Origin of the sequence: Pararhizobium sp. LjRoot238, from assembly GCF_964252955.1 — a bacterium.
In the GTDB taxonomy this organism is placed as follows: Bacteria; Pseudomonadota; Alphaproteobacteria; order Rhizobiales; family Rhizobiaceae; genus Pararhizobium.
Genome location: NZ_CAXUPP020000002.1, coordinates 496,721 through 520,995 on the forward strand (window position 1 = coordinate 496,721; position 24,275 = coordinate 520,995).

Here is a 24,275-nt window from a genome sequence, read left to right on the forward strand (position 1 = left end):
CCGAACGCCAGCGCGTGTCAGGAATGTGCGGGAGCGCACTGCCTGCGCCGATTATGACTTTGCCAGGAGGAATCTGACATGGCAGGCATCTCGTTCTTCAGTGATATGGTGCAAAGCATCACTGATCGCGGCCGCAGGCTTCTCGCCACAGGAGCGCGCAGTGAGCCGGTCCAGGCCGAGACAAATATCGAAACCCTCTGCGACATGTTGCTGTCGAGCAGGGGCGAAGCTTCGGGCATGGCACTAGCCGCCGAGATCCTTCACCGCTGGACCCATCTTGACGCGACCGGTCAGCAAGTCTTCGTGCGTATGCTGTATGAGCAGTTCGGCCCTGACCACGCCAAGCTGGACAAGGCCATCGAACGCTATCGCAGCGACGGGGGTTCGGATGCCCTCATCGAACTGCATCAAGCCGCCGAGCCGCGCCGCCAGGAACTGGTGCGCAGGCTCAACCTGGCCCCTGGAGGCACGGCGAAATTGGTGGAGATGCGCGAGCGCCTGCTGGCCATGAAGGAGGCGACGGAACAGTTCCGCGCCGTCGATGCCGACTTCGCCCACTTGTTCGGCTCTTGGTTCAATCGCGGTTTCCTAACCCTGCGTCCGATCGACTGGTCGACGCCAGCCGATATCCTGGAGAGGATTATCAGATACGAGGCTGTTCATGAGATCGCCGGCTGGGAGGAACTGCGACGAAGACTGGCTCCATCCGACCGAAGGTGCTTTGCGTTTTTCCACCCGCGTCTAGCGGACGATCCGCTGATCTTCGTCGAAGTCGCATTGACCACGACGATCCCCTTCGCCATTGCGGATGTGCTTGACGAGAACCGTTCTCCAATCACCGCTCAGGACGCCACCACCGCCGTCTTCTATTCGATTTCCAACTGCCAGGACGGATTGCGCGGCATCTCGTTCGGGAATTTTCTCATCAAGCAAGTCGTCGAGGATTTGCGCCGCGACCTGCCCGGCTTGAAGACTTTCGTTACCCTGTCACCGGTGCCGGGTTTCGCCGGCTGGCTCGCAAGGCTGCGCAAGGCGACCGATGCTCGCCTCGATGATGAGGCCCTCAAGACGCTCGACCTGCTGGATGATCCGAGCTGGGCGGATGATCCGCGGAAGGCGCAGGCAGTCGAAGGAGTGCTCGTCCCGCTCGCCGCGCGCTATTTCGTCAAGGAACGTGCCGACGGCGGACGGCCGGTCGATCCTGTGGCCCGTTTTCATTTGGGCAACGGCGCTCGCCTCGAACGGCTGAACTTCCTCGCCGATCGCTCCGCCAAGGCATTGCGGCAGTCCCACGGCCTGATGGTCAACTATCTCTACAAGCTCGACGACATCGAGGCGAACCACGAAGCCTTGGCGCAACACGGCGAGGTCGCAGCTTCGCTGGAGGTGAAGCGACTGACCGAGACCGGGCCGGCCGAAAGGGGTCTCAGCGGCTCAGCCCGCCGACGCCGAAACGAAATGCAGAAAGCGTGATCAGCGCAGTTGGGAGGAGTTCAATGAGTAATCACCTGTTCGACGCTATTCGAGCATCCGCAAAATCCGGCGACGCCACTTTCATCGAGACAGTTGATGGCCAGCGCTGGACCTATGGGGATGTGCTGCGACTCTCTGGACAGATCGCCAGCGCGATCGACGTGCTTGGTGTCCGCCCTGGCGACCGCGTAGCGGTCCAGGTGGACAAGAGCCCCCTGGCGCTGATGCTCTATCTCGCGTGCGTGCGTTGCGGGGCTGTCTATCTGCCGCTGAACACCGCCTATACGCTCGCCGAACTTGACTACTTTATCGACGACGCCGAACCGCGGCTCGTCGTCGTCTCCTCCAAGGCTCGAGCTGCGGTCGAAACGGTCGTAAACCGTTACGGCGCGCTTGTCGAAACGCTGGATGCTGACGGTGCCGGATCGTTGATGGCGTTGGCCAGGGATGAGCCCGCGGATTTCATCGATGCGGCCCGCGCTCCGGATGATCTTGCCGCCATCCTGTACACGTCTGGAACAACGGGCCGGTCAAAAGGCGCGATGCTGACGCACGACAACCTGCTATCCAATGCGATGGCTTTGCGCGATTGCTGGCATGTGACTACAACCGACCGGCTGATCCACGCGCTGCCGATCTTTCACACGCATGGGCTCTTCGTGGCGACCAATGTGACGCTCATCGCTGGTGCCTCGATGTTTCTGCTGCCAAAGTTCGAGCCGGACGAAATCCTTTCTCTGATGCCGAGAGCGACGCTGATGATGGGCGTCCCGACCTTCTACGTACGACTGCTTCAGCACGAGGGTCTTAACCGGAATGCGGTCGCCAATATGCGGCTCTTCATTTCGGGCTCTGCGCCGCTGCTCGCCGAAACGCACGTCGCGTTCGAGCAGCGTACCGGTCACGCTATCCTGGAACGCTACGGCATGACCGAAACCAACATGAATACATCCAACCCTTATAACGGCGAGCGAAAGCCGGGGACGGTTGGCATCCCGCTGCCAGGCGTGGCGGTGAGGGTCACCGATCCGGTTACGGGCGAGACGCTCGGACCCGACGAAACCGGTATGATCGAGATGAAAGGGCCAAATGTTTTTAAAGGCTATTGGCGCATGCCGGAAAAGACGGCCGCGGAGTTCACCAAGGACGGCTATTTCATCAGCGGCGACCTGGGCAAGATCGATACCGCGGGCTACGTCCACATCGTCGGCCGCGGCAAGGATCTGGTGATTTCCGGCGGCTACAACATCTATCCGAAGGAGGTCGAGAGCGAGATCGACCAACTCGACGGCGTGGTAGAGAGCGCAGTCATCGGCGTCGCGCATCCGGACTTCGGCGAGGGGGTAACGGCGATCGTGGTCCTCAAGTCCGGCGCCACGCTCGACGAAAAGGCCGTGCTCGCAGCGCTGCGCAACCGGCTTGCGCGTTACAAGCAACCGAAACGGGTCATCTTCGCCGAGGAGCTTCCACGCAACACGATGGGCAAGGTGCAGAAGAACTTACTTCGCGACCAATACAGCGGCCTCTACCTGCACGCCTCTTAGGAGGTGCCACGTCCTGGCGTCGGTTCATGGGAGCGAGACCGACGCAGGCTGATCATTAACCGATTAAAATGAGAACGGGCGCCTGACGGCGTTTCCCGAGGGAGGAAACTATGAATATCCAGATCCTGTCAATCGTGCTGCTGGCCGGCATGTTCGTCACCGCCACGATCCAGCCTATCAATATGGGCGCCCTTGCCTTCGCCGGTGCGTTCCTGGCCGGCTCTTTGATCATGGGAATGAAAGCGAGCGAGGTCCTCGCCGGCTTTCCGAGCGACCTCTTCCTGACGCTGGTCGGCATCACGTATCTGTTTGCCATTGCCCATATTAACGGCACAATCGATTGGCTGGTTGAGGGAGCGGTGAAACTGGTGCGCGGGCATGTCGCCTGCATTCCCTGGGTTATGTTTCTCGTTGCCGCGATCATTACCGGTTTCGGCGCGCTTGGCCCGGCAGCGGTCGCCATCCTCGCCCCTGTGGCACTGGGTTTTGCGTTCCAGTACTGCATCAGCCCGGTTATGATGGGGTTGATGGTCATTCACGGCGCGCAGGCGGGCGGCTTCTCGCCCATCAGCGTCTATGGCGGTATCACCAACCAGATCGTTGAGAAAGCAGGACTGCCCTTCGCGCCCACATCGCTGTTTCTGTCCAGCTTCTTCTTCAACCTGGCAATCGCGGTCCTGGTCTTCTTCGTCTTCGGTGGCTGGAAGTCATTGCGCAAGCATACGGTCGCGTCTGGCCCGTTGCCCGACCTCCATCACGCGGGCGTGACACAGGCGATCGTCGGCCACGGCGGCACGCCGGCCGCGCCGATCAGCCATCACGGCTTCGAGGAGCAAACCAGGAACGTTTCGGCACTTTCGAGCCTGACCACCGAGAAGCTGACGACGCTGGTTGGCCTCACTGCGCTCGCCATCGGCGCGCTGGTCTTCAAATTCAATGTCGGACTGGTGGCCATCACGGTTGCCGTCGCCCTGGCGCTGCTGTCGCCGAAAACGCAGAAGGCCGCGATCGACAAGGTCAGCTGGTCGACCGTGCTGCTGATCGCCGGCATCATCACCTATGTCGGCGTCATGGAGAAGATCGGTACGATCGACTATGTCGCAGACGGCATTTCAAGCTTGGGCATGCCACTGTTGGTGGCGCTTTTGCTATGCTTCACCGGCGCCATCGTCTCGGCGTTCGCCTCCTCGACTGCACTGCTCGGCGCCATAATCCCGCTTGCGGTGCCTTTCCTCCTGCAGGGACAGATCAGTGCAATCGGCGTGGTTGCCGCGATCGCGATCTCCACTACCATCGTCGATACCAGTCCGTTTTCAACCAACGGCGCACTCGTCGTCGCCAACGCCCAGGAAGGCGAGCGCGAGAGCGTGCTGAAAACGCTGCTGATCTACAGCGCGCTGATCGCCATCATTGGACCGATTGTCGCCTGGCTCGTGCTCGTGGTGCCCGGACTCGTATAAGCTGTCGAAGGCCAGACCTGAAACCCGTGTGCCCCGGGTAAAATGCGGTGGCGGCTTTGAGCCTAGCCTTGGTTTTGACCGGGACGGTCGATCCGATGGCGTGCTTGAGATCGGCGTTGAGGCGTTCATCGGGGTTTAGCTCGGGCGAATAGCTGGGCAGGTAGAAGATTTCGATGCGCTCCTTGCGCGGCTGCAGCCATGCCTTGACCGCCTTGGAATGGTGGGCCCGCGGCCCCGCTTTCCATATCGAAGATGAGTGCTGTGAATTGCGCCAGAGACGTGGCCTGACGCAAAGGGACCGATCCTTTGAGTCCAAACGGTGGTTTGATCGCTATTCTGCCCCGGCCCGCTGTTCGGCGAACAGCGGGCCAAAAGGTTTACGTTCTGAAAATGCCGCATGCGTGACAGGAGCGGCATATGCGCAACATCGAAAATACCGGATTGTTCCGGCGCACAGATCACACTCGATGAAAGATGAACTTTCGCCGTTACCAGGCGGGAGACAAATCATCTTCCAACATCTCGTGGCGCACTATGTGAACGTCAAAACGACTGTGTCTGCGATCGGTCATCTCGGTCGTAAAGAGCGCGGTGAGATCAACGAAAGCGTCCAGCTTCATTTCACAATTGCGCAATTCCGTTGTTAGTCGCCACAACGCCTCGTCAATCGCGCGCAAGGCATCGGCGAGAATCTCGCCCTTTTTTCCTCCGTGGCGTAAACAGCTGTAGTTGACCGCATTGCTTATGGCGATGTCGGCAAACCGGCCAGGAAGGAATACCAGACTGGATCCGCTTTCATCTTCATAATTTGCCTCCGGATAGCGTTGCGCCCGTCCGAGTCGGGCTGCGTATCGGGTGTATACTGGCCTGAATTCAATCCGCGCGCGTCAGCCTTTGGTCCTAAATGCAGCGCGACTTTGGTCCTAGTTCACGAAATATCTCTCGTGGGAAAGTGGTCGCTGCCGATGCCAAACCGTACTCGGAGTGCGACCGGCCGTTGCGAAAATGCTGGACACATCTGCGCGCGGTCCGAAGCGCTTGAGCCTCAGACCTTGGTTCCGGGCCGCCCATTACGAGCGAATGGACAAGCGCGGCGATGTCGGCGAAACTTTTGACGCTGCGAACCCTGCAGGGTTGGTGCTGTCACATCTGGAGAGCGGAAGATACTAACCCTGGCGCCGGATAATCTCCATCGCGATTGGGCGCGTGGCGAGTTCGTGCTCGTCCGTCACTCCATTCTGGAACAGTTCGATAATTTGGCTGGCGATCATCTGTGCTTCGGGGCTTTCCGGCCGGACGTTCAAATGCGCCAAGCGTGCGGCCAGCGCCCGTTGCAATAGTTCAAGATCCGATGGGTCGAGAAATTGGCCGAACATGATTTCACCCTCAGCGAACTCAAGTGACCGTCGAATTATCGCGGTAATCTTCGGATTCGCAACTGATACTTCGGGGGAAGAGTCCGTCGAATAAGACCGTGCTTGCCCGCCATCACTGCGTTATCCTCTCGGATCGAGGGAGACCGTCCGTGACCAGGCAATCGGCACCAATTTTGAGAGATATGGCGAGGCAGTGTTTGTTCCGCGACGGTCTCCAGCGGGAGCGCCTCTGCGATGTCAGGCTTAGCACAAAACCATGCTTCGCCCGGCAACTCGTACGGTTCCCTCAAAGCGGCTGCAAGGCCCGGCAGTTGCCTCTCGAAATGCTTCCTTCCTATTCGCCTCCGGCTGGCACTAAAATCAAAAAATACGTCACTTAAAATCCGTCGATCATCCGGCTCCAAAGGAGCTTAGCTTCTCCAGCAGTTTCTCGGAGATCTCGAATTGCCGTGCCGTTCCGCGACCCATAGAGTTCTTGACGAGTGTCTCTTTCAACATTCCTCGCTTTACCAGAAGATCGACCGTCTCCTTGACGCCGCTGCGTGTCAGGGCCGTAATCTCCATGATATTAGAGAGTGTTAGCTTCTGGTGACCCTGGTTCATGCTGTACAGGATCGTCATCATGCCGACCTGCTTCAGCCTTGCCTGCGGCGTCTCGTCTTCAAGTGGGTGATCGAGGATCTCATGCAGAATGAGACCTGAGAAGGCGAGATTGTGCCATTGGGTCTTTAGCGCTCTTGTCATAACTTTTTACTGTGTTATATACGTCAGTATGGTGGCGCAAGGAGGTGGGCCACCTCTTCTGCCAGGGATGTCGTGTTTTTGAAGGGTCGTGTCCATGAAAAACCTTCTGCTCAACTCGTTTGTGGCCGGCTGCACCATTTTGGCACCCTATCTTATTTCGGGTAGTAAGGCGCAAGCAAGTGATTGGGGTTGCCAGGTCGTCTTGTGCCTCTCCAACCCCGGTGGCCCTACCCAATTTGCCGAATGCCGGCCTCCAATCCAGAAACTGTGGCGGGAGCTTGCAAAGGGGCATTCGTTCCCGACATGCAGCGGCGTCGGCTTCCACAGTTCGCGCCCAGGCTACGAGCCCCATTACTGCAACGCCGGGTACAGATTGTCAGGCGACTACGGTTCCCGCGGTCGGGAAGTCACCTGCGTGTCGACATCCTTGCAGCACGTGAGCAACGCGTTTTGCTCCAATGGCAGAAACGGCTACCGTTCCAACGCCGGTTCTGTCCTGTCGCCGCGTTGGCAGCGGGAGGGCGGCGGCCGATGCATGGGGTATTCGACCGCCCGCCCGAATGTACGATCGCAGCCCCACTATGTCGATGTCACTATCGATGGGGCTGAAACGCACCGGGTCTGGTACTGATCGATGGCCGTCGCTTTCGTGGATCTCGCGCAAAGCTGCGCACCCATGGTGGAAGTCAGAATGCTCGCCGCTGTCATCAGTCTCGAGAGTCGTTTCGAGCCTTTCGCCATTCGTATCAACAGCGGGCCGCCGCTTGCCAGCCAACCCGCATCGAAGGCCGAGGCAATTGCGCTTGCCACGTCCCTCGTTGCCGATCACCAGGACATCCAGATCGGTCTTGGCGGTATCGGCATGGAGGAGCTGCGCAAGCTGAACCTTTCGCTATCGGATGCCTTCGATCCCTGCATGAACCTCAAGGCCACGGCCACGCTCCTCGACGGATACTATCGCTTTGCTGTGCGCGCAGGCGCCGATGCGGCGCAAGCCGAAAACGTCATGCTTCAGTCCTACTACGGCCGAGACGATCCGGCTGTCGGCAAGATGGTCCGATATGACGAGCAGGTCCGCCAGGAAATGGTCCGGCTGTCCCCCAAACTGGCGTCTCTTTCCATAGCCGAGCCGCGCGATGAAGCCCCTCTCGATGAGCCCGCGGGCACTCAAGAGGTGTCGGCCGTCGCAAAATCTCTTCCCCAAGCCGATGAGACCGCCTCATGGGACGTCTTCAATTTCCGGCGGCGATCCTCGGTTCTCGTCTTTCAGAATGATCGATCGGAGCAAAGTGAATGATCTCAAAAGCCAGTCTTCGCCATGCCGCGGCTTCTGCCCTTATGGCAGCAGCCATCGTTGCCTGCATGGTCGAACCGGCCTTCGCTCAGGCCGCTGGTATCGAAACCGTATTGCAGAACATTGTCGACATGCTGACTGGCAACATTGCTCGTCTGCTCGCGGTCATCGCGGTGATCATCATCTGCATTGCCTGGATGTTCGGCTACATGGATCTGCGCCGTGCCGGCTTCTGGATTATCGGTATTGGCGGAATCTTCGGTGCCACCGAACTCGTGAACACCATCGTCGGGAGCTGAGCGACATGGCGAGCATTCCCAACCTTGAAGAAGACACTCTGTTCCTTGCCTGCACTCGTCCTGCGATGATCGCGGGTGTGACGATGGAGGCGATGGGCCTGAACATCATGCTGACGACGATCCTCTACATCACTGCCGGATCGGTCGCCTATGCGTTTGTCGGCGTCGTCTTCCATTTCATATTCCGGACGCTCGTCAAGCATGACCATAACATGTTCCGGATCCTCATGTCGTGGATCGAGACCCGCGGCCGATCGCGAAACACCTCCTATTGGGGCGGCGCCACGCTCTCGCCCTTGAAGCTCACCAGACGCTATGACGAAAGGGACTTGAGCCTTGCCTAGCATCGCAACGCTTCGATCCCGCGAACTCGGGCCGGAAACCTTCATTCCTTACGTCCGCCATATCGACGAGGCAACGATTGCGCTCGATTCCAGGGCGCTGATGGTGATGCTCGCGCTCGAGGGGGTTTCCTTCGAGACCGCGGATGTTCTGGACCTTAACAGCCTGCACCGCAATCTGAACACGCTCTACCGGAATATCGCCGATGAGCGCCTGGCACTCTGGACGCATGTCGTTCGCCGTCGCGACAACGACTATCCGGAAGGACAGTTCGCCAATCCCTTCTCTGAAGGGCTGAACTCACGATACCGCGAGCGGATGATCGGCGAGTACCTGTTTCGCAACGATCTTTACCTCTCGCTTGTCTGGCATCCCGGTCGAGATCCGGCCGAAAAGGCCGCCAAGCTTCTTTCTCGGCTGCGCAAGGCACGTCGTGCTGACGTCGAACTCGATGAGAATGCGCTGAGGCACCTGCACGACAAAGTATCCGACATCACGGCAGGCCTGAAGCGCTTCGAGCCACGCGTCCTGTCCCTCTATGAGCAGGACGGCATCCTGTTTTCCGAGCCGAGCGAGATCCTGCACCAGATCGTGGGCGGCCGGCGCGAGAGCCTTCCTTTGACGGAAGGCAGGATTTCTTCAGCGATCTATTCGGATCGGGTGATTTTCGGTCGCGAGACCATCGAGATCCGTCACGAGGCCGACAGCCGCTATGCCGGCATGTTCGGGTTCAAGGAATATCCGGCGATCACCCGCAGCGGCATGCTGGACGGTATCCTGACGGCGCCGTTCGAACTTATCCTGACCCAATCTTTCGCTTTTGCCTCGAAGGCCGATGCCCGCACGATCATGGGCCGCAAGCAGAACCAGATGGTCAGTGCCGGCGACAAGGCGGCGTCACAGATCGAAGAGCTTGGCGAAGCCATGGACGATCTGGAATCGAACCGCTTCGTCCTCGGAGAACACCATCTTGCGCTTTCGGTCTTCGCACCCTCGGTGAAGGAGCTCACCGACCATATGGCGAAAGCGCGCGCCCATCTTACCAACGGCGGAGCGGTCGTGGCCCGCGAGGACCTTGGGCTCGAAGCCGCCTGGTGGGGGCAGTTGCCGGGCAATTTCCGTTACCGGGCGAGATCGGGAGCCATCACGTCACGGAATTTCGCAGCACTGTCTCCCTATCATTCCTATCCGACCGGCCAGAAGGACGGCAACGAATGGGGACCGGCCGTCGCCATGCTGAAGACCGCGTCCGGCTCGCCTTTCTACTTCAACTTCCATCACAGCGACCTTGGCAACACGTTCGTCTGCGGCCCCTCGGGCACGGGCAAGACCGTCCTCTTGAACTTCATGCTTTCCCAGCTCGAAAAGCATGATCCGCATATGATCTTTTTCGACAAGGATCGTGGAGCAGACCTCTTCGTTCGGGCGGCGGGTGGCACTTACCTGCCGCTTGGGAACGGCGTTGCCACCGGCTGCGCGCCGCTGAAGGCACTTGAGCTCAGCGCGGAGAACAAGGTGTTTCTCACACGGTGGATCGGCAAGCTGGTCGGATCGACGAGACGTGAGCTGACGGTCACGGAGCTGCGCGACATCGCCTCGGCCATCGACGGCCTGGCTGACCTGCCGGTCGAACGGCGCTCCATCGGTGCCTTGCGTACTTTCCTCGACAACACCGATCCTGAAGGCATCGCGTCGCGATTGCGGCGGTGGGAGAGGGGAGGGCCGCTTGGCTGGGTATTCGACAACGACGCAGACGACATCGGGATCGGCGCCAAATTCATCGGTTACGACATGACCGATTTCCTCGATAACGAGGAAATCCGCACGCCCTTGATGGCCTATCTGTTCTTTCGCATCGAGCAGCTGATCGACGGGCGCCGCATCATCATCGTCATAGACGAATTCTGGAAGGCGTTGCAGGACGAGGGTTTTCGCGATCTTGCCCAGAACAAGCTCAAGACGATCCGCAAGCAGAATGGGCTCATGTTGTTTGCGACGCAAAGCCCGCGCGACGCGATCGTCTCGCCGATCGCCCATACCATCATCGAGCAATGCCCGACGCAGATCTTCCTTCCCAATCCGCGTGGCGATCACGCCGATTACGTCGACGGCTTCAAACTGACCGAACGGGAGTTCGAACTCGTCTCACGCGAGCTCTCGGTCGAAAGCCGCCGTTTCATCGTCAAGCAGGGACACAACAGCGTCGTCGCCGAGCTGAACCTTAGAGGCTTCGATGACGATCTCGACATATTGTCCGGCCGCACCGCCAACGTGGAACTCGCTGAAGCGATCAGGGCAGAGGTGGGCGACAGGCGTGAAGACTGGCTACCGGTGTTTCAGCAAAGAAGGAGGGTGGGTTGATGCAAAGGAGCGGAACACGGTTTGCTCTTGTGGCGGCAATTTTCTTATGGCCGGCCGGAATGGCATTCGCACAGGGCATCCCGGTCATTGACCAGACGGCGATCGCCAAGCAGATCGAGAGCATCACGCAGCTGAAGTCCCAGCTCGACACGCTTAACCAGCAGCTCCAGCAGGCTCAGCAGCTTTACGGATCGCTTAACAAGGTCACCAACATGGCGGATGTCGCAAGTCTGCTGAACGACCCTTCCATCCGCAAGGCACTGCCGCAGGACTTCAATGCCGTCGAAGGTTTGTTCAAGGGGGCGGGAACCGGCATCTTCGGTAATTCAGCTTCGAAATTCCTTGAGGACAATTCGACCTATCGCACGGACGCCAATGATTTCTACGCGCAGGAATTGTCGCGCATCCAGAACCAGAACGCAGGACAGATGAGCCTCGGCCAGCAGATCTACGATGCAGCCACCAAGCGCATCGACGGCATCGATCAGCTGCGCCAGCAGATTTCCAGCGCTGCGGACGCCAAGGACATCGCCGATCTCCAGGCGCGGCTGCAGGCGGAAACGGCATTCCTGCAAACCGACGTGCTGCGCATGCAGGGCTTGCAGATGGTTCAGCAGGCACAGGTGCAGGTCGATGACCAGAGAAAGGCCGAGGATTGGCGCAAGCGCATGGATGCAATGGGGGCGGCGCTCAAATGAAACATGTTCTCCTTGGAGTGATCGCGCTGGCCCTGTCGGCCTGCTTCGGCCAGACAGAACAAACCTATACCGTCGACGCGCTGACGGCCGACGAGGCGTTGCTCGTGAAGATCATCGAAGAATGCCGCAACAATCCCGGCGAGCTTGGTGAAACGCCCAACTGCAGAAACGCTCAAGCCGCAGACGGCAAGCTGCGTCTGGAGCGCATGCGCAAGTCGCTTGGAGGTTGACCCATGTATCAGGTCTTCAGCTTCGTGGATGGACAGTTCAAGGCGCCCCTGGAGAACTTCATCTCGTCGGGCACCTCGAACATCGCCAACTGGGTGAGTGGCCCGCTCACCGCGGCGCTGACCCTGTACGTCGTTCTCTACGGTTACCTTGTCCTGCGTGGTTCCGTACAAGAACCTATCCTCGAGTTTGCGTTTCGGGCGATGAAGCTTGCGATCATTGTCATGCTGGTGAGGAACGCCAGTGACTATCAGATCTATGTGACCGATCTTTTCTTCGAGACGCTGCCCCGCGAGATCTCGCAGGCGCTGAACTCGGGGACGGCGCCGAGCGCTTCCACCTTCGACAGCCTGCTCGACAAGGGCCAGAAGTGCGCGCGCGAGATCTGGTCCCGTGCCTCCTGGCCAGTCGACATCGTCACCGGTGTCGGCGGGATGATGGTCATCGGCGCGAGCTTTATCGTCGCAGCAATCGGCTACATCGTCTCCCTCTATGCGCGGCTGGCGCTTGCCATCATTCTTGCGATCGGCCCGATCTTCATTGCGCTCGCGATGTTCCAGTCCACCCGCCGTTTCACCGAGTCGTGGATCGGCCAGCTTGCCAATTTCGTCATTCTGCAGGTTCTGGTCGTGGCGATCGGCTCGCTGTTGATCACCTGCATCGACATGACCTTCACGGCGATCGAAAGCTATACCGACGTCCTGATGCGCCCGGTCGCGCTCTGCGCCATCTGCCTCGCAGCACTTTATGTCTTCTATCAGTTGCCCGGCATTGCGTCGGCGTTGGCGGCAGGCGGGGCATCCCTCACCTACGGATATGGTGCCGCTCGCGATGCCCACGAGAGCACGCTTGCCTGGGCAGCCTCGCACACCGCGAGAGCGGTCGGGCGAGGAACCCGCTCCGCAGGGCGCCGTCTCAGACCGGGCCGGGCCGAATGACAGCCCTCCCTCAAGAAACTGAACAGGTTGTTTCCGCATGCTTCGTATCGTTTCATTGGTTCTCGTCGCCGGGGCACTTTCCGCCTGCAGCGCGATGACACATCCTCTTCCCAAATGTGACGGCTACTCCCGCCGGCCGCTGAACCGGTCCATGTGGCAGTGGGAGGACAACAGCAAGCGGAAGCAGCCGGCGTCCAAGGCGGTTCCTGCGGACTCGACAAACCATGCCACCTCATACGCGGAGGAACCGGCCTCAGTCGCGCCAGCCGCCTTCACGCATTTCGATGTCGAAGGTTCTTATCGTCCGTGCGAGGACACGTGACATGGTGATGTCGGACAGTCTCAAGAGTTACTTCGACAAGGCACGCCGGTTCGATCAGGATCGTTTGGTCCAGGTGGAGCGTTCCGCCCGCATCGCCTGGTTCGTTGCGGGTTTTGCCGGCGTCGTGGCAGCCGTCTCCGTCTTCGCCATTGCCGGGCTGACCCCCTTGAAAACGGTCGAGCCCTTCGTCGTCCGGGTCGATAATTCCACGGGCATCGTCGACGTCGTCTCCGCCTTGACGTCCACCGCGGGCACCTATGACGAGGCCGTCACCAAATATTTCGCGGCCAAGTATGCGCGCGCCCGGGAAGGCTATGTCTGGAGCCAGGCCGAGGAAAATTTCCGCACCGTTGCCTTGCTGTCGACACAGCCGGAGCAGACCCGCTTTGCAACGGTCTACCGGGGCAGCAACCCGGATTCGCCGCAAAATGTTTACGGCCGTAGCGCGACGTCGCGCATCAACATTGTTTCGATTTCGCTGATCAATGCAAATGTGGCCTCTGTTCGCTACATGCGGACGATTACCCGCGGAGACGATGTGCGCGCCACGCACTGGGTCGCGACGCTCACCTTTTCCTATGTCAACGCGCCGATGTCCTCGACCGACCGGCTGGTCAATCCCCTGGGCTTCGCCGTCAGCGAATATCGAGCCGATCCGGAGGCCATCAATTGAGACAAATAGTCCTGATCGCCTCTTTTCTGACCCTTGGTCTTTCCTCGACGGCGCTGGCCCTGGAAATTCCCCGCGGTGCATCGCAGGACAGCCGTGTCCGCTTCGTGGATTATCAGCCATACAACATCACCAGGATCGTCGGGACGTTGCGATCATCGGTTCAGGTCGAATTTGCCGCCGACGAGGAGATTGCCCATGTCGCGCTCGGCAACAGCGTCGCATGGGAGGTGGCGCCCGCCGGCAACATCTTGTTCCTGAAGCCGCGCGAACATCAGCCGGTGACCAATATCTCGGTTGTGACCACCAGACGCGATGGATCGACGCGCAGCTATCAGATGGAACTGACGGTGCGTGACGGTACGGTCGAAGCCGGGCAGAACACCTATTTTTATGTGAAGTATCGTTATCCGGCCGATGAGGCGGAACGCCGACGAGTAGAGGCCGCCGCCCGCGCCCAGGTTGCCCAGGCCGGCGAGGCGGATAGGGTGCTTGCCCTCCATGAGGCTTATGGGCCGCGGAACTGGCGCTACTCGGCGCAAGGCGCCGTCTCCCTCGAACCGCAAGCGGTCTACGACAATGGCAAGGTCACGACCTTCGCCTTTGTCGGCAATCAGGAAATGCCGGCAATCTATATGGAAAACTCCGACGGCACAGAAAGCCTGATCCCCAAATCCGTCGATGGCAACCTGGTGCTCGTCCATGCGATCAGCCGCAAGTTCATTCTGCGCAGGGGCGGGGACGTGCTCTGCGTCTTCAACGAAGCCTACGACCGTGTCGGCATCAATCCCGAAACCAACACGACGTCACCATCGGTCGAGCGCGTCGTCAAGACGCAACCCGCCGCAGCGCAATAGGAAGGTGTCATGGCCGAGGAAGAGATTACCCGGATCCCTGGTGAGCGCGCTGAGACGTCGACCGGTCGTCGGCTTGATAGCAATCCGATCCTGAAGCGCGGCGCCGTCGCTTTCGCAATTGTCGCCTTCGTTGCCTTCGCCCTCTGGTCGATGCGCGGACAGAACAAGCCGACAGAGGGCGTTCAGCCGGAGCGGATCGTTATCCGTCAGACATCGGATTTCGAGCCAGCGAAAGAACCGGTCCAGCCGGTCACCACGCCGACGGAAGTCCAACTACCGACGCCCGTGGTGACCGAGCAGGCACTGAGCGAAGATGACAAGCTTCTGGACGCGGCCCGCCGCGCGCCTGTCATAGCCTATGGCGGCGAAAAGGCGCCGGCTACCCAGCGGCAGGACCAGGACGGCAGCTCTAATACGTCTTCCAATTACCTACCGTTCGACGCCAATCCCGGCACTCTCGGTTCACAAGCGGAAAACGAAGACCAGCGCTTCAACCGGATGCTGACACCGACGCAATTGCAGGGCTCACGCGCGGGAACGTTGGGCAACCGAGATTTCATCGTCGCAATGGGCACATCGATGCCCTGCGTACTGGAGACGGCACTTTCCTCCGACCAGCCGGGCTTCACGAGTTGCGTCATCAACCGCGATGTCCTGTCGGACAACGGTCGTGTCGTGCTGATGGAAAAGGGCACCCAGGTCGTCGGCGAATATCGTGGTGGCCTTCGCCGCGGCCAGAAACGCCTGTTCGTCCTTTGGAACCGTGCGAAGACGCCGAAGGGCGTGATCATCACCCTGGCGTCACCGGCAACCGATGCTCTTGGGCGTGCCGGCATGGACGGTTATATCGACACGCATTGGTGGGAGCGTTTCGGCAGTGCGGTTCTGCTGTCGATCGTCGGCGATGCGACCTCCTACGCCAACAGTCGGCTTCAGGATAGCGATGTCGAGGCGCAGAACAGCACGAGTGCCGGCCAGCAGGCCGCGGCGATCGCCGTGGAACAGTCGATCAACATTCCGCCGACGCTGTTGAAGCGCCAGGGCGAACTGGTCTCGATCTTCGTCGCCCGTGACCTCGACTTCTCGGGGGTCTACCGGCTTCGGGTGACGGAGCCCCGCAATCGGATCTACGATCGTGCCGTGCTCGGGGATTTCCGGCCGGCTTCGACACTCGTCACGAAATAGGAGTTCGCAAAATGACGGAAGCGGCCGACTCCGGTGTCGTGCGCGAGCTTCTTGCTCCATTCTCGCCCTTTCTCCGCGACAAGTCGCTCTACGAGGTCATTGTCAATCGACCGGGGCAGATAGTCACCGAGGGGATGGCTGGATGGCAGTCCTACGAGCTGCCGGAGCTATCGTTCGACAAGCTCATGCGTCTCGCACGCGCTGTTGCGAGCTATTCCAACCAATCGATCGATGAGACGCGGCCGATCCTATCGGCAACACTGCCGAACGACGAGCGCATTCAGATCGTGATCCCGCCAGCAACGACCAAGGGAACCGTCAGCGTCACGATCCGAAAGCCGTCGTCCGTATCGCTGAGCCTGGACGATCTCGATCAGGACGGGCTGTTCGACGATGCAGTGAAAGCCGAAAGAGACGTTAGCTCGTCGGACCGCAAGCTGTTGGAGTTCTATAGGAACCGAGCCTACAAAGCGTTTCTGCGGGAAGCCGTTCTAGCAAGAAAAAACGTCATCGTCTCCGGGGCAACGGGATCCGGGAAGACGACCTTATCGAAGGCATTAATCCGTCACATTCCTTCAACCGAGCGGATCATCTCGATCGAGGACACGCCCGAGCTGGTCATCCCGCAATCGAACCACGTTCGCCTCTTTTATTCCAAGGGTGGTCAGGGCATGGCGAAGGTCGGCGCCAAGGACCTACTCGAATCCTGCCTGCGCATGCGGCCGGACCGGATCCTGCTGCAGGAACTGCGAGACGGAACTGCATTCTATTACATCCGCAATGTGAATTCGGGGCATCCCGGTTCGATCACGACGGTCCATGCCGACTCCGCCCGCCTTGCCTTCGAACAGCTGACGTTGCTGGTCAAGGAATCGGAAGGCGGGAGGGACCTCGAGAGGCATGATATCCGTGAGTTGCTGACAATCGCCATCGACGTCATCGTCCAGTGCAAACGTGTCGGTGGACGGTTTCGGGTGAGCGAAGTTTATTACCGGGGCGCGCAATGATGGATCGCGTCCGGACGTTTGACGCATTGCGCAAATCCGGTCGTGGTGATGTGCAGGAGGTTGATGGAGAGCTGGATCGGTCGAAGTAGGTGCCCGCGCCGGCAGGTCAGCCTTCAGCAATTCATCTGCGATCGGCGGATTTGTAAACTTCGGAGCGCTCCCGCTTGCCGACCGCGATCACCGGTACGACGATGTCGGCATCGCGCACTTCGTAAACCAGCCGATAACCGCTGCTTCGCAACTTGATCTTGTAGCGATCCTTGCTGCCATGCAGTTTCGCCGACGGAACGCGAGGTGTTTCCAGCCGTTCGAGAAGCTTCTTCTTGAACTGCATTCGCGTGTTGGCATCGAGCTTGCGCCATTCCTTGTCGGCTTCGACGAGGAATTTTAGCTTATAGCTCACCGATGCTGACCTCGATCTCCTGTTGTCCCTTGCGGGAATCAGCGATCGCATTCAGCTCGATATCCTCCAGCCGGTCCATGAGCGCTTCGAAAGCCTTGGCCGGCACGCAGTAGAAGGCCGGCTCGTTTCGATTGAGGATGGCGACCGGAAAGCCTTCGCCGGCAGCGACAGTGCCCATTGGGTTCTTCTTCAGTTCCGAAACGCTTGCCGTTACCTCGGCGAGGATTGTATGCGGCATTTTAAACTCCCTGAGATCGGTACCATAGATAGCACTCTAAACAGGTCATTTCAAGGAGCGTGGATTGGGTCTAGCGGCCCTGCAGGCGGCTGGAAACAGTGAGGTTGCGGCGGCAGCGAGGTTCAGAGGGAGAGGGGGGAAGGGGAGGTAGTGACGGATTTGGAGGTTCGGAGAGAGGCTCCGGCCGATCCGTCATGGAGAAACGACATGGCACAGGCCATTCAGAAGATCACTCTCAGCGCCGCGTGTGACATTCCCTTTAACAAGCTGGTGCTCAGCCAGCAGAACGTCCGCAAGATTAAGGCGGGCGTCTCCATCGAGGAGTTGGCAGAAGACATTGCTCATCGCGGCTTGCTCGCGAGCCTTAACGTCCGCGCCGAGCTTGATGGCGAGGGCAAAGAGACCGGCATCTACCGTATCCCGGCAGGCGGGCGCCGCTACCGCGCGCTCGAACTGCTTGTCTCCCAGAAGCGTCTTGCCAAAACTGCAGGCGTTCCCTGCATCGTCAGCCGTGGCAACACACTGGAAGTGGAAGATTCTCTCGCCGAGAATGTCCACCGCGTTCAACTGCATCCACTCGACCAGTTCCGGGCTTTCCAGACGCTGCGTGAGCAGGGCCTCGGTGAGGAGGAGATCGCCGCTCGCTTCTTCGTCTCGGTCGCAACCGTGAAGCAGCGACTGCGGCTTGCGTCCGTGTCGCCGCGTCTTCTCGATCTCTATGCCACCGACGAGATGGCGCTCGAACAGATCATGGCGTTCTCGATCACCAACGATCACGCTCGCCAGGAGCAGGTCTGGGATATGGTGTCGCGCTCTCATGTGCGGGAAGCCTATTACATTCGCCGCCTGCTGACCGAAACGGCAATTCGTGCCAGCGACCGCCGGGCGGTCTATGTCGGCGTCGAGGCCTATGAGGCCGTCGGCGGCATCGTGATGCGCGACCTGTTCGAGCAGGACCAAGGCGGATGGCTCCAGGACCCGGCACTGCTGGAACAACTGGTGATCGAGAAGCTCAAGGCCGCCTCCGAAACCCTCAAAACCGCCGAGGGCTGGAAATGGGTCGAGGCTGCATTCGATTTCCCCTATGGTCATACCTCCGGGCTTCGCCGCTTCTACGGCGAGCAGGCGGATATGATCGAGGACGAGCTTTTCCGGTACGACACTCTCAAGGCCGAATACGACAAGCTCGACGCTGACTATGCCGCCGCCGAGGACTACTCCGAGGAAACGGAAAAGCGGCTCGAAGAGCTTGGCAATGAGCTCGACCGTTTCAATGACCGGCCCTTTGTCTTCGATCCCGAAGAGGTCGCCCGCGGCGGTGTCTTCATCTCGCTTGGTGCCGGCGGAGAGCTGAAGATCGATCGTGGTTTCGTCCGGCCCGAAGACGAACCGGAGGCGGAAGTCCAAGCAAGCGGCGGTGGCGATGTCGACGGCGATACCGAGGTCGCGACCAGCGGTGCCAATTCCACGAACGGCGTTGTCCTCGCCGGTGAGCAGGGGGAGGAAGAAGACGACACGGTCCGGCCGCTTCCTGACCGGCTGGTCCTCGATCTCACGGCGGCGCGCACCGTCGCGTTGCGCAATGCGGTCGCCAACGACCCAGCGATCGCCTTCATCGCCGTTCTGCATGTCTTTGTGCTGAAGACCTTCTATCTCTACGGCTCCGACTCGTGCCTCGAGCTGACGCTGCAGAGCGCGAAGTTCAGCCAGACGCAGGGGCTTGCCGACACGGTCTGGGCAAAGGAAATCGATCAGCGCCATGAGGCCTGGGGCCAGGATCTTCCAAAGGATCCGAACGGGCTCTGGGATTTTCTGATCGCGCTCGATGAGGTCAGCCGCCAGGTGCTCTTCGCCCATTGCGCTTCGCTATCGCTGAATTCGGTCATCGAGCCCTGGAACAAGCGCACCCGCGCGATTGCGCATGCCGATCAGGTCGCCCGCTCGCTCGGCTTCGACATGGTCGAGGCCGGTTGGACGCCGACCGCCGACAACTATCTCGGCCGCGTCACCAAGGCTCGCATCCTGCAGGCCGTGCGCGAGGCGAAAGGTGAGCAGTCGGCACAGCTGATCGATCACCTCAAGAAAGGCGACATGGTCCGCGAGGCCGAACGCCTCCTTGATGGCAGCGGCTGGCTTCCCGAACCGCTTCGGATGGCGGCGGATGCGACTGAGCCCAATCCTACTGACGATGCGGCCGGCGATCGCGGCGACGAAGGTGCCGATGAGGTCGCCGTCGCAGATCTTCCAGCCTTCCTGACGGACGACCAGCTGCCATCCGATGAGCCCGCCGCGGACACAGTCGGCGATGTGTTCGAAGGACATGTCGACGCGGCCGAATGATCGCTCCTCCCAGACCAACCCAAGGCCCGGCCACAGCGCCGGGCCTTTTCAGTTCCGGATATGGAGATTCAACATGTTTCAATGGTCAAAATCCTGCGCCTATGACGAAGAACAGAAACGCCGCTTTCATTCGATCGCTCGCTCCAGGCTGAAAAAGCTCGCCGCCGAGCTCAGTCTACCGGCTGGGACCTATGATATCCGCTCGAACAAGGCGGGCATCGCCGTCTCCGGCGAAAGCACTCTGCATCACGAACAGTTCTACCTGCAGGTCGGCCAGTTTGGCCCCGGCTCGGGCCACGGCATCCTCCTCCGCACCTGCAAGGGACGTAAAGATACAGCGGTGGTCCCAATCACTTCGTCGCCTTGACCCTGCTCAACGACACCCGCGCCCTCGCCGCCAGTGTCTGTGCGATCACCGGCATCGGCCGCTCGACATCGAGCACCGCAGCGCAAAGCCGCGCGGCCTGATCTTCTCACAATCCTTATCCACACAGCCCGGCATCCACACGAAGTGATGACCGGTCTTTTCGTTCAAGGAGCTTCATCGTGAACCTGTCTTCCACAACTTCTCGCCCTGTCACCTCCGGCTACCGTGTCGATATCTCGCGCGGCGAGCGCATTGGCCGCGTGTCGTCGGAATGGTTTTCCCGTCCCGCCGACGAACGCTATCTCTCGCTCGGCGAGCTCCATGATGCCGCCAAGTCCCGCACTGAGCGGGCGCACGCCCGCACCGTCGAAAGCTCGGCGATCCGGGTCGAGGCCACGCGTGACAATGCCGAACGGCTCGAACTCATCGTTCCCGGCCAGCGGCAACCGGTCGCGCCGACGCACTGGAGCTACGGCCAGCTCTGCAGCCTGGTCGGTGCGCCAGCGACCTACATGCGCCAGCTGCCGGCGCCGCTTGCCGCCATCAACCTGCAGCACGGATTGCTCAACCATCGTGCCGAACTGGTGAAAACGCTCGAGATGGACGATGGCCGGCTCGAGCTGCGCGCGGTCACCGGTCCCGAATATGGTCGCATCTGGGATCACGAACTTGTCTCGGCAGTGATGAACATTGCCGGCAATGGCACTGGTGACACGATGTGGAAAGTGCCGGGCGTGCTCGACTGGTCGACCATGACCCACAATCCCTTCGTCGATATTACCAAGGACACCACGACGCTTTATGCCAGCGATCGGGACGTCTTCCTGTTCCTGGTCGACGACACGCATCCCATCGAAGCCGGGCGCCTGTCGAACGGCGAACCGGATCTCTATTTTCGCGGGTTCTACGCATGGAACTCCGAGGTCGGCTCGAAGACGCTCGGCATCGCATCCTTTTATCTTCGTGCGGTCTGCGCCAATCGCAATCTCTGGGGCACGGAGAACTTCGAGGAGATCACCATCCGCCATTCGAAGTTTGCGGCTCAGCGTTTCGCTCACGAAGCCGCACCGGCGCTGACGAGCTTTGCCAACTCCTCTGCCGCGCCCTTCGTCGCCGGCATCAAGGCTGCGCGCGAGCGCATTGTCGCCCGCAGGCAAGAGGATCGCGAGGCGTTCCTGCGCCGGCGGGGGTTCTCGAAGGGCGAGACCGGCAAGGTCATCGAGATGGTCCTCGCCGAAGAGGGCCGGCCGCCCGAGTCGATCTTCGACTTCGTTCAGGGAATTACCGCTCTGGCACGAACGAAGGCCAATCAGGACGTCCGTCTCGAGCTCGAAGGCAAAGCAAAGAGGCTTCTCGAAAGCGCGGCCTGAACCCGTCCCTCACCCATCCATCCATCCCATTGCACAGCCGTCGGTCGGTCACACCGCCGGCGGCTTTTCCGTCTTCAGAATGCCACGCCGCCACGCCGTCTCGGCAAACGCACGATACCGGCGATTTATGGGCCATTACAGCTGCTGCTTGCAACTGTAGTATATGCAGGATAGAATATTCGTATATTCCAAGATTGAATATACCACCGTCCGCAGGAGAAATCGATGTCTCTCTACATTCGCGACAATGATGTGGATGCACTGGCGAAGCAAGTCCAACAAGTGATCAAGGCGCCCAACAAGACCGAAGCGGTTCGGATCGCACTGCGAAACGAACTAGAACGCGCCAGGCAGGCGACACCATTGAAAGAGCGGATCAAACAAATCCAGGATGACGTTCGCGCCATGGGTCCGGACGATCCCAGCTTCGACATGAAAAAATTCACCGACGAGCAGTGGGGCGGCATCTGATGTTCTTGGATGCCTCCGCCATTGTTGCCATCGTCGGCGACGAGGAAGACGCCGGTTACCTCATCGCCAAAATCGAAATGTCGAAAAAGTCTATCTACTATTCGTCGCTTTCGGTCTACGAGGCGGTCATCAGCCTGGCGCGAAAGAAGCGAGATGCAGCCTATGGTGATCAGGTTCCGATCCCACCACATCTGATTGATCTGGCCCAAAAGCACATCGATGCCTTCCTCGAGACCATTGGTGCGCGGGAAATGGCGATCGACAGCAGCATGCACCGGATAGCTATCGAAGCCTGCCGCACCTATGGCGGTGTGGTCGCCCATCCAGCACGACTTAATTTCGGGGATTGCTTCTCGTACGCCTGTGCCAAGGCGAGCCGCCTTCCCCTTCTGTTCAAGGGCGACGACTTTTCACAAACGGATATCGAAGCGGCCTAGCCTCGCGGCGCAGCATGTGGGCTTCGAGCGGTCGCTGTCTGCCGTGGCCGAAGGCAGTGTAGTCGTGAAAGGCTCGAGGAGCCTGTTCCCAAATCGTCAAGCGATATGCCGCAGCCGAGTGCCATCAAAGCGGCGATTCCGCTTTGAATCTGACCGAAGTCCGCTGTAAAGGCTGTCTCGGTAATTTCCAAATTGAGGCGTTTGGGATCGAAACGACTTCCGTGAATGATGCCGATGACGTGCAGCAAACCTTCTGGCGACGTCCCGCAGGCCGGCCGCAAGACATCCTCACAGGCTACATCGGCACTGGCGCCAAGGCCATGGGCCGGTCGGCGTGACCTTCGACAACACGGGCGCGCTGCTGCTGGTCGCCGACGACGTCGGCAACGTCACCTGGCGGGTGACACCGGCCCAGCGCCGGAAATGAGCCGCCCTTCCAGCGCGTCAATTTACTTCCGGGGCGCGGCTACTGCGCCGCTCGCGGATGCATTGGCCATTTGTCTGGCGACGAGAACCGGCGGCGGAAGGTTCACGGCAGCTCCGGCATGTCTCCTTCCCCGACGCGCCATATCCATGGCCTCATCTCCGCTCTCGCTTCGATCATTTCGCCCAGTGCCTTTTCGTAGTCTTCACCAGCCCCGGCCGGGACCACGAACATCGCAACTGCTGCCGGCCGCTGTTCAGGTAACGTCAGCGAAACGATCGGCTGTTCGCGCGATAGATTGAAGCGCAACCCTTTCACGCTTTTGCGTTTCAACCACGACAGCCTCTCCAGAAGACCTTGCTCATGGACGCTTTCGAACGGAATCCAGTTCTCGTTCACCACCATCATGGCGACTTGGTCAACCACCGCAATCCCCGCCCCGGATATCCCGAATGTGGCGATAAGGATGAGGTGGAATTCTTCACCTGATCGCCACAGCTCAAGCTCCGTTTCGTATCTGGCATTCAGCCGGTTCCACGTCGATTGCTCGACCATGAACGGAAAGGGGAGGTGACGGACGATAATCTTCTGTCCGTCGCGCGCGGCCGAGAACTCTTTTATTTCCCCCACGGCGACCATGAGTTTCCTTGGCCCCGAACCCGCCGCCTGCGCGCCCGCCAAGGCTGTTGCCCTCCGAGCGGAAATGCCGTCCTTGTCATCCTGGCGGAAAACCTCCGGCACGAAAAGAATATCACTGAGCGGTGCGCCGCGGACCGTCATCTGCCGCGCGGCATTCATCAGACTGCTGCGGACCCGTCCCCATCCACGTTTCCCGGCCCAGAGCGACGTCCATTCCGTCAGTTCCCCCACGTCCCACAGATAATGCAGCATTCCTCGCAACGACAGTTTCTTCGTTTCGTTGCGCACCGTTCCGGAGGTTTCGCCCGGGGACGCCGGCGCAGTGCCTGGTCCTCGCTTCGAGAGAGAGAAATCGAGCTTCAGCACGGCGGATCCGGACGCCTCATCGATCTGGATGGCGTTTCCGATCAACGGCCCGAGCCCCGATAGTTCATAAGGGGGCTCATAGGACGGGCAGGCTGGATCGTGGTCACGTCCCGAGAGCGGCATTCGCTTGATCAGATATTGCCCGTCCAGACGCGCGATGTACATCGGCACTGAAGGCTCCCGGCATCTGCAGTGTGGGCGAAGCTTGCGTTCGTAGGCGTCCTGCAGGACCGACTGAAGCTCGGCCGTGTCTTCCTCGAATGTCCGATCGCCTATCGCCAACTGCCGCATATCTTGTCTCCTGCCACCATCCGGTTGGGCTTGGGCGCTGACGAAGTCGATCACCCACTCCGAAAACCAAAGTCACTATACTGATTTAAATAAGGCAGTATATCGAACCGCGTCCGGCAGGAAAGCCTTTG

27 protein-coding genes and 2 pseudogenes are annotated in these 24,275 nt (G+C 59.9%); 22 read left to right on the forward strand and 7 right to left on the reverse strand.

Going from position 1 to position 24,275, the window contains the following annotated elements:
* Window positions 1-78: 78 nt before the first annotated feature.
* From ACSQ3F_RS23545 to ACSQ3F_RS23555, 3 genes are all read left to right on the forward strand, one after another.
* On the forward strand, window positions 79-1,473 hold the full coding sequence (locus ACSQ3F_RS23545; protein WP_436102637.1) for a malonyl-CoA decarboxylase: 1,395 nt from the start codon (window positions 79-81) through the stop codon (window positions 1,471-1,473).
* Between the two features lie 23 nt (window positions 1,474-1,496).
* Window positions 1,497-3,017: a malonate--CoA ligase gene (locus ACSQ3F_RS23550; RefSeq protein ID WP_436102638.1), complete on the forward strand. Its 1,521-nt coding sequence runs from the start codon at window positions 1,497-1,499 to the stop codon at window positions 3,015-3,017.
* A 110-nt stretch (window positions 3,018-3,127) separates the two neighbouring features.
* Window positions 3,128-4,477, forward strand: coding sequence for an SLC13 family permease (locus ACSQ3F_RS23555; protein WP_436102639.1), 1,350 nt, complete (start codon window positions 3,128-3,130; stop codon window positions 4,475-4,477).
* Between the two features lie 49 nt (window positions 4,478-4,526).
* On the opposite strand, the pseudogene ACSQ3F_RS23560 reads toward ACSQ3F_RS23555, so the two are convergent.
* Window positions 4,527-4,706: pseudogene (locus tag ACSQ3F_RS23560) on the reverse strand (transposase); the annotation flags it as partial.
* Between ACSQ3F_RS23560 and ACSQ3F_RS23565 the strand changes: the two are divergent.
* Window positions 4,651-5,124 (forward strand): hypothetical protein, encoded by a 474-nt coding sequence (locus ACSQ3F_RS23565; RefSeq protein ID WP_436102849.1) that lies wholly within the window; start codon window positions 4,651-4,653, stop codon window positions 5,122-5,124. The pseudogene ACSQ3F_RS23560 and the gene ACSQ3F_RS23565 sit on opposite strands and share 56 nt — an antisense overlap.
* Window positions 5,125-5,643: 519 nt before the next feature.
* Here the strand turns inward: ACSQ3F_RS23565 and ACSQ3F_RS23570 are convergent.
* Entirely contained in the window at window positions 5,644-5,853 is a 210-nt protein-coding gene (locus ACSQ3F_RS23570; protein ID WP_436102640.1) for a hypothetical protein, read from the reverse strand.
* Between the two features lie 390 nt (window positions 5,854-6,243).
* Window positions 6,244-6,597, reverse strand: a complete 354-nt coding sequence (locus tag ACSQ3F_RS23575) for a MarR family transcriptional regulator (RefSeq protein WP_436102641.1) — start codon at window positions 6,595-6,597, stop codon at window positions 6,244-6,246.
* A 94-nt stretch (window positions 6,598-6,691) separates the two neighbouring features.
* On the opposite strand from ACSQ3F_RS23575, the gene ACSQ3F_RS23580 reads away from it, so the two are divergent.
* The 13 genes from ACSQ3F_RS23580 to virB11 are packed head-to-tail and all read left to right on the forward strand — an operon-like array spanning window position 6,692 to window position 16,798.
* Window positions 6,692-7,228 carry a hypothetical protein gene (locus tag ACSQ3F_RS23580; protein WP_436102642.1) on the forward strand — a complete coding sequence of 179 codons (537 nt, stop codon included), beginning with the start codon at window positions 6,692-6,694 and terminating at the stop codon, window positions 7,226-7,228.
* 3 nt (window positions 7,229-7,231) lie between these two features.
* Complete coding sequence (locus tag ACSQ3F_RS23585; RefSeq protein ID WP_436102643.1) at window positions 7,232-7,894, forward strand: type IV secretion system protein VirB1; 663 nt, start codon at window positions 7,232-7,234, stop codon at window positions 7,892-7,894.
* Window positions 7,891-8,190: a TrbC/VirB2 family protein gene (locus ACSQ3F_RS23590; protein ID WP_436102644.1), complete on the forward strand. Its 300-nt coding sequence runs from the start codon at window positions 7,891-7,893 to the stop codon at window positions 8,188-8,190. Before ACSQ3F_RS23585 ends, ACSQ3F_RS23590 begins: the two co-directional genes overlap by 4 nt.
* 5 nt (window positions 8,191-8,195) lie before the next feature.
* The gene (locus ACSQ3F_RS23595; protein WP_436102645.1) at window positions 8,196-8,534 is read left to right on the forward strand and encodes a type IV secretion system protein VirB3; all 339 of its coding nucleotides are present in this window, start codon (window positions 8,196-8,198) and stop codon (window positions 8,532-8,534) included.
* Window positions 8,527-10,893, forward strand: a complete 2,367-nt coding sequence (locus tag ACSQ3F_RS23600; protein WP_436102646.1) for a VirB4 family type IV secretion/conjugal transfer ATPase — start codon at window positions 8,527-8,529, stop codon at window positions 10,891-10,893. Before ACSQ3F_RS23595 ends, ACSQ3F_RS23600 begins: the two co-directional genes overlap by 8 nt.
* Window positions 10,893-11,591 (forward strand): P-type DNA transfer protein VirB5, encoded by a 699-nt coding sequence (virB5, locus tag ACSQ3F_RS23605; RefSeq protein WP_436102647.1) that lies wholly within the window; start codon window positions 10,893-10,895, stop codon window positions 11,589-11,591. Before ACSQ3F_RS23600 ends, virB5 begins: the two co-directional genes overlap by 1 nt.
* Window positions 11,588-11,821, forward strand: a complete 234-nt coding sequence (locus ACSQ3F_RS23610) for an EexN family lipoprotein (protein WP_436102648.1) — start codon at window positions 11,588-11,590, stop codon at window positions 11,819-11,821. Before virB5 ends, ACSQ3F_RS23610 begins: the two co-directional genes overlap by 4 nt.
* 3 nt (window positions 11,822-11,824) lie before the next feature.
* Window positions 11,825-12,757 carry a type IV secretion system protein gene (locus tag ACSQ3F_RS23615; RefSeq protein WP_436102649.1) on the forward strand — a complete coding sequence of 311 codons (933 nt, stop codon included), beginning with the start codon at window positions 11,825-11,827 and terminating at the stop codon, window positions 12,755-12,757.
* A gap of 37 nt (window positions 12,758-12,794) precedes the next feature.
* Complete coding sequence (locus tag ACSQ3F_RS23620; protein WP_436102650.1) at window positions 12,795-13,079, forward strand: hypothetical protein; 285 nt, start codon at window positions 12,795-12,797, stop codon at window positions 13,077-13,079.
* Between the two features lies 1 nt (window position 13,080).
* Window positions 13,081-13,752: a virB8 family protein gene (locus tag ACSQ3F_RS23625; RefSeq protein WP_436102651.1), complete on the forward strand. Its 672-nt coding sequence runs from the start codon at window positions 13,081-13,083 to the stop codon at window positions 13,750-13,752.
* Window positions 13,749-14,606 (forward strand): P-type conjugative transfer protein VirB9, encoded by an 858-nt coding sequence (gene virB9 / locus ACSQ3F_RS23630; RefSeq protein WP_436102652.1) that lies wholly within the window; start codon window positions 13,749-13,751, stop codon window positions 14,604-14,606. Before ACSQ3F_RS23625 ends, virB9 begins: the two co-directional genes overlap by 4 nt.
* 9 nt (window positions 14,607-14,615) lie before the next feature.
* A complete protein-coding gene (virB10, locus tag ACSQ3F_RS23635) occupies window positions 14,616-15,791 on the forward strand; it encodes a type IV secretion system protein VirB10 (RefSeq protein WP_436102653.1) in 1,176 nt (391 codons plus the stop codon).
* An 11-nt stretch (window positions 15,792-15,802) separates the two neighbouring features.
* Entirely contained in the window at window positions 15,803-16,798 is a 996-nt protein-coding gene (gene virB11 / locus ACSQ3F_RS23640; protein WP_436102654.1) for a P-type DNA transfer ATPase VirB11, read from the forward strand.
* 121 nt (window positions 16,799-16,919) lie between these two features.
* On the opposite strand, the gene ACSQ3F_RS23645 is transcribed toward virB11, so the two are convergent.
* Together ACSQ3F_RS23645 and ACSQ3F_RS23650 are read right to left on the reverse strand one after the other, a co-directional pair.
* Complete coding sequence (locus ACSQ3F_RS23645) at window positions 16,920-17,201, reverse strand: type II toxin-antitoxin system RelE family toxin (RefSeq protein WP_436102655.1); 282 nt, start codon at window positions 17,199-17,201, stop codon at window positions 16,920-16,922.
* Window positions 17,191-17,439, reverse strand: coding sequence for a type II toxin-antitoxin system Phd/YefM family antitoxin (locus ACSQ3F_RS23650; RefSeq protein WP_436102656.1), 249 nt, complete (start codon window positions 17,437-17,439; stop codon window positions 17,191-17,193). Before ACSQ3F_RS23650 ends, ACSQ3F_RS23645 begins: the two co-directional genes overlap by 11 nt.
* A 207-nt stretch (window positions 17,440-17,646) precedes the next feature.
* Here ACSQ3F_RS23650 and ACSQ3F_RS23655 point away from each other — a divergent pair, with 207 nt between their 5' ends.
* From ACSQ3F_RS23655 to ACSQ3F_RS23675, 5 genes are all read left to right on the forward strand, one after another.
* Entirely contained in the window at window positions 17,647-19,779 is a 2,133-nt protein-coding gene (locus ACSQ3F_RS23655; RefSeq protein ID WP_436102657.1) for a ParB/RepB/Spo0J family partition protein, read from the forward strand.
* 73 nt (window positions 19,780-19,852) lie between these two features.
* Entirely contained in the window at window positions 19,853-20,146 is a 294-nt protein-coding gene (locus ACSQ3F_RS23660; RefSeq protein WP_436102658.1) for a hypothetical protein, read from the forward strand.
* Window positions 20,147-20,325: 179 nt separating this feature from the next.
* Complete coding sequence (locus ACSQ3F_RS23665; protein WP_436102659.1) at window positions 20,326-21,516, forward strand: DUF932 domain-containing protein; 1,191 nt, start codon at window positions 20,326-20,328, stop codon at window positions 21,514-21,516.
* 225 nt (window positions 21,517-21,741) lie between these two features.
* Window positions 21,742-21,987, forward strand: coding sequence for a type II toxin-antitoxin system VapB family antitoxin (locus ACSQ3F_RS23670; protein WP_436102660.1), 246 nt, complete (start codon window positions 21,742-21,744; stop codon window positions 21,985-21,987).
* Window positions 21,987-22,424, forward strand: coding sequence for a type II toxin-antitoxin system VapC family toxin (locus ACSQ3F_RS23675; protein WP_436102661.1), 438 nt, complete (start codon window positions 21,987-21,989; stop codon window positions 22,422-22,424). The genes ACSQ3F_RS23670 and ACSQ3F_RS23675 overlap by 1 nt, the downstream gene beginning before the upstream one ends.
* On the opposite strand, the pseudogene ACSQ3F_RS23680 reads toward ACSQ3F_RS23675, so the two are convergent.
* Window positions 22,421-22,687: pseudogene (locus ACSQ3F_RS23680) on the reverse strand (EAL domain-containing protein); the annotation flags it as partial. The gene ACSQ3F_RS23675 and the pseudogene ACSQ3F_RS23680 overlap by 4 nt on opposite strands.
* Window positions 22,688-22,953: 266 nt before the next feature.
* Window positions 22,954-24,144 carry a DUF1173 domain-containing protein gene (locus ACSQ3F_RS23685; protein ID WP_436102662.1) on the reverse strand — a complete coding sequence of 397 codons (1,191 nt, stop codon included), beginning with the start codon at window positions 24,142-24,144 and terminating at the stop codon, window positions 22,954-22,956.
* Between the last annotated feature and the right edge of the window lie 131 nt (window positions 24,145-24,275).

What these genes read in the sequence shown, in the direction of transcription:
- ACSQ3F_RS23580 (WP_436102642.1), top strand. Translation starts at nt 6,692, where the DNA reads ATGAAAAACCTTCTGCTCAACTCGTTTGTGGCCGGCTGCACCATTTTG.
- ACSQ3F_RS23585 (WP_436102643.1), top strand. Translation starts at nt 7,232, where the DNA reads ATGGCCGTCGCTTTCGTGGATCTCGCGCAAAGCTGCGCACCCATGGTG.
- ACSQ3F_RS23555 (WP_436102639.1), top strand. Translation starts at nt 3,128, where the DNA reads ATGAATATCCAGATCCTGTCAATCGTGCTGCTGGCCGGCATGTTCGTC.
- ACSQ3F_RS23610 (WP_436102648.1), top strand. Translation starts at nt 11,588, where the DNA reads ATGAAACATGTTCTCCTTGGAGTGATCGCGCTGGCCCTGTCGGCCTGC.
- ACSQ3F_RS23675 (WP_436102661.1), top strand. Translation starts at nt 21,987, where the DNA reads ATGTTCTTGGATGCCTCCGCCATTGTTGCCATCGTCGGCGACGAGGAA.
- ACSQ3F_RS23570 (WP_436102640.1), bottom strand. Translation starts at nt 5,853, where the DNA reads ATGTTCGGCCAATTTCTCGACCCATCGGATCTTGAACTATTGCAACGG.
- ACSQ3F_RS23550 (WP_436102638.1), top strand. Translation starts at nt 1,497, where the DNA reads ATGAGTAATCACCTGTTCGACGCTATTCGAGCATCCGCAAAATCCGGC.
- ACSQ3F_RS23615 (WP_436102649.1), top strand. Translation starts at nt 11,825, where the DNA reads ATGTATCAGGTCTTCAGCTTCGTGGATGGACAGTTCAAGGCGCCCCTG.
- ACSQ3F_RS23650 (WP_436102656.1), bottom strand. Translation starts at nt 17,439, where the DNA reads ATGCCGCATACAATCCTCGCCGAGGTAACGGCAAGCGTTTCGGAACTG.
- ACSQ3F_RS23545 (WP_436102637.1), top strand. Translation starts at nt 79, where the DNA reads ATGGCAGGCATCTCGTTCTTCAGTGATATGGTGCAAAGCATCACTGAT.
- virB10 (WP_436102653.1), top strand. Translation starts at nt 14,616, where the DNA reads ATGGCCGAGGAAGAGATTACCCGGATCCCTGGTGAGCGCGCTGAGACG.
- ACSQ3F_RS23685 (WP_436102662.1), bottom strand. Translation starts at nt 24,144, where the DNA reads ATGCGGCAGTTGGCGATAGGCGATCGGACATTCGAGGAAGACACGGCC.
- virB5 (WP_436102647.1), top strand. Translation starts at nt 10,893, where the DNA reads ATGCAAAGGAGCGGAACACGGTTTGCTCTTGTGGCGGCAATTTTCTTA.
- ACSQ3F_RS23670 (WP_436102660.1), top strand. Translation starts at nt 21,742, where the DNA reads ATGTCTCTCTACATTCGCGACAATGATGTGGATGCACTGGCGAAGCAA.
- ACSQ3F_RS23625 (WP_436102651.1), top strand. Translation starts at nt 13,081, where the DNA reads ATGGTGATGTCGGACAGTCTCAAGAGTTACTTCGACAAGGCACGCCGG.
- ACSQ3F_RS23565 (WP_436102849.1), top strand. Translation starts at nt 4,651, where the DNA reads ATGCGCTCCTTGCGCGGCTGCAGCCATGCCTTGACCGCCTTGGAATGG.
- ACSQ3F_RS23575 (WP_436102641.1), bottom strand. Translation starts at nt 6,597, where the DNA reads ATGACAAGAGCGCTAAAGACCCAATGGCACAATCTCGCCTTCTCAGGT.
- ACSQ3F_RS23595 (WP_436102645.1), top strand. Translation starts at nt 8,196, where the DNA reads ATGGCGAGCATTCCCAACCTTGAAGAAGACACTCTGTTCCTTGCCTGC.
- ACSQ3F_RS23660 (WP_436102658.1), top strand. Translation starts at nt 19,853, where the DNA reads ATGTTTCAATGGTCAAAATCCTGCGCCTATGACGAAGAACAGAAACGC.
- ACSQ3F_RS23655 (WP_436102657.1), top strand. Translation starts at nt 17,647, where the DNA reads ATGGCACAGGCCATTCAGAAGATCACTCTCAGCGCCGCGTGTGACATT.
- ACSQ3F_RS23620 (WP_436102650.1), top strand. Translation starts at nt 12,795, where the DNA reads ATGCTTCGTATCGTTTCATTGGTTCTCGTCGCCGGGGCACTTTCCGCC.
- ACSQ3F_RS23590 (WP_436102644.1), top strand. Translation starts at nt 7,891, where the DNA reads ATGATCTCAAAAGCCAGTCTTCGCCATGCCGCGGCTTCTGCCCTTATG.
- virB11 (WP_436102654.1), top strand. Translation starts at nt 15,803, where the DNA reads ATGACGGAAGCGGCCGACTCCGGTGTCGTGCGCGAGCTTCTTGCTCCA.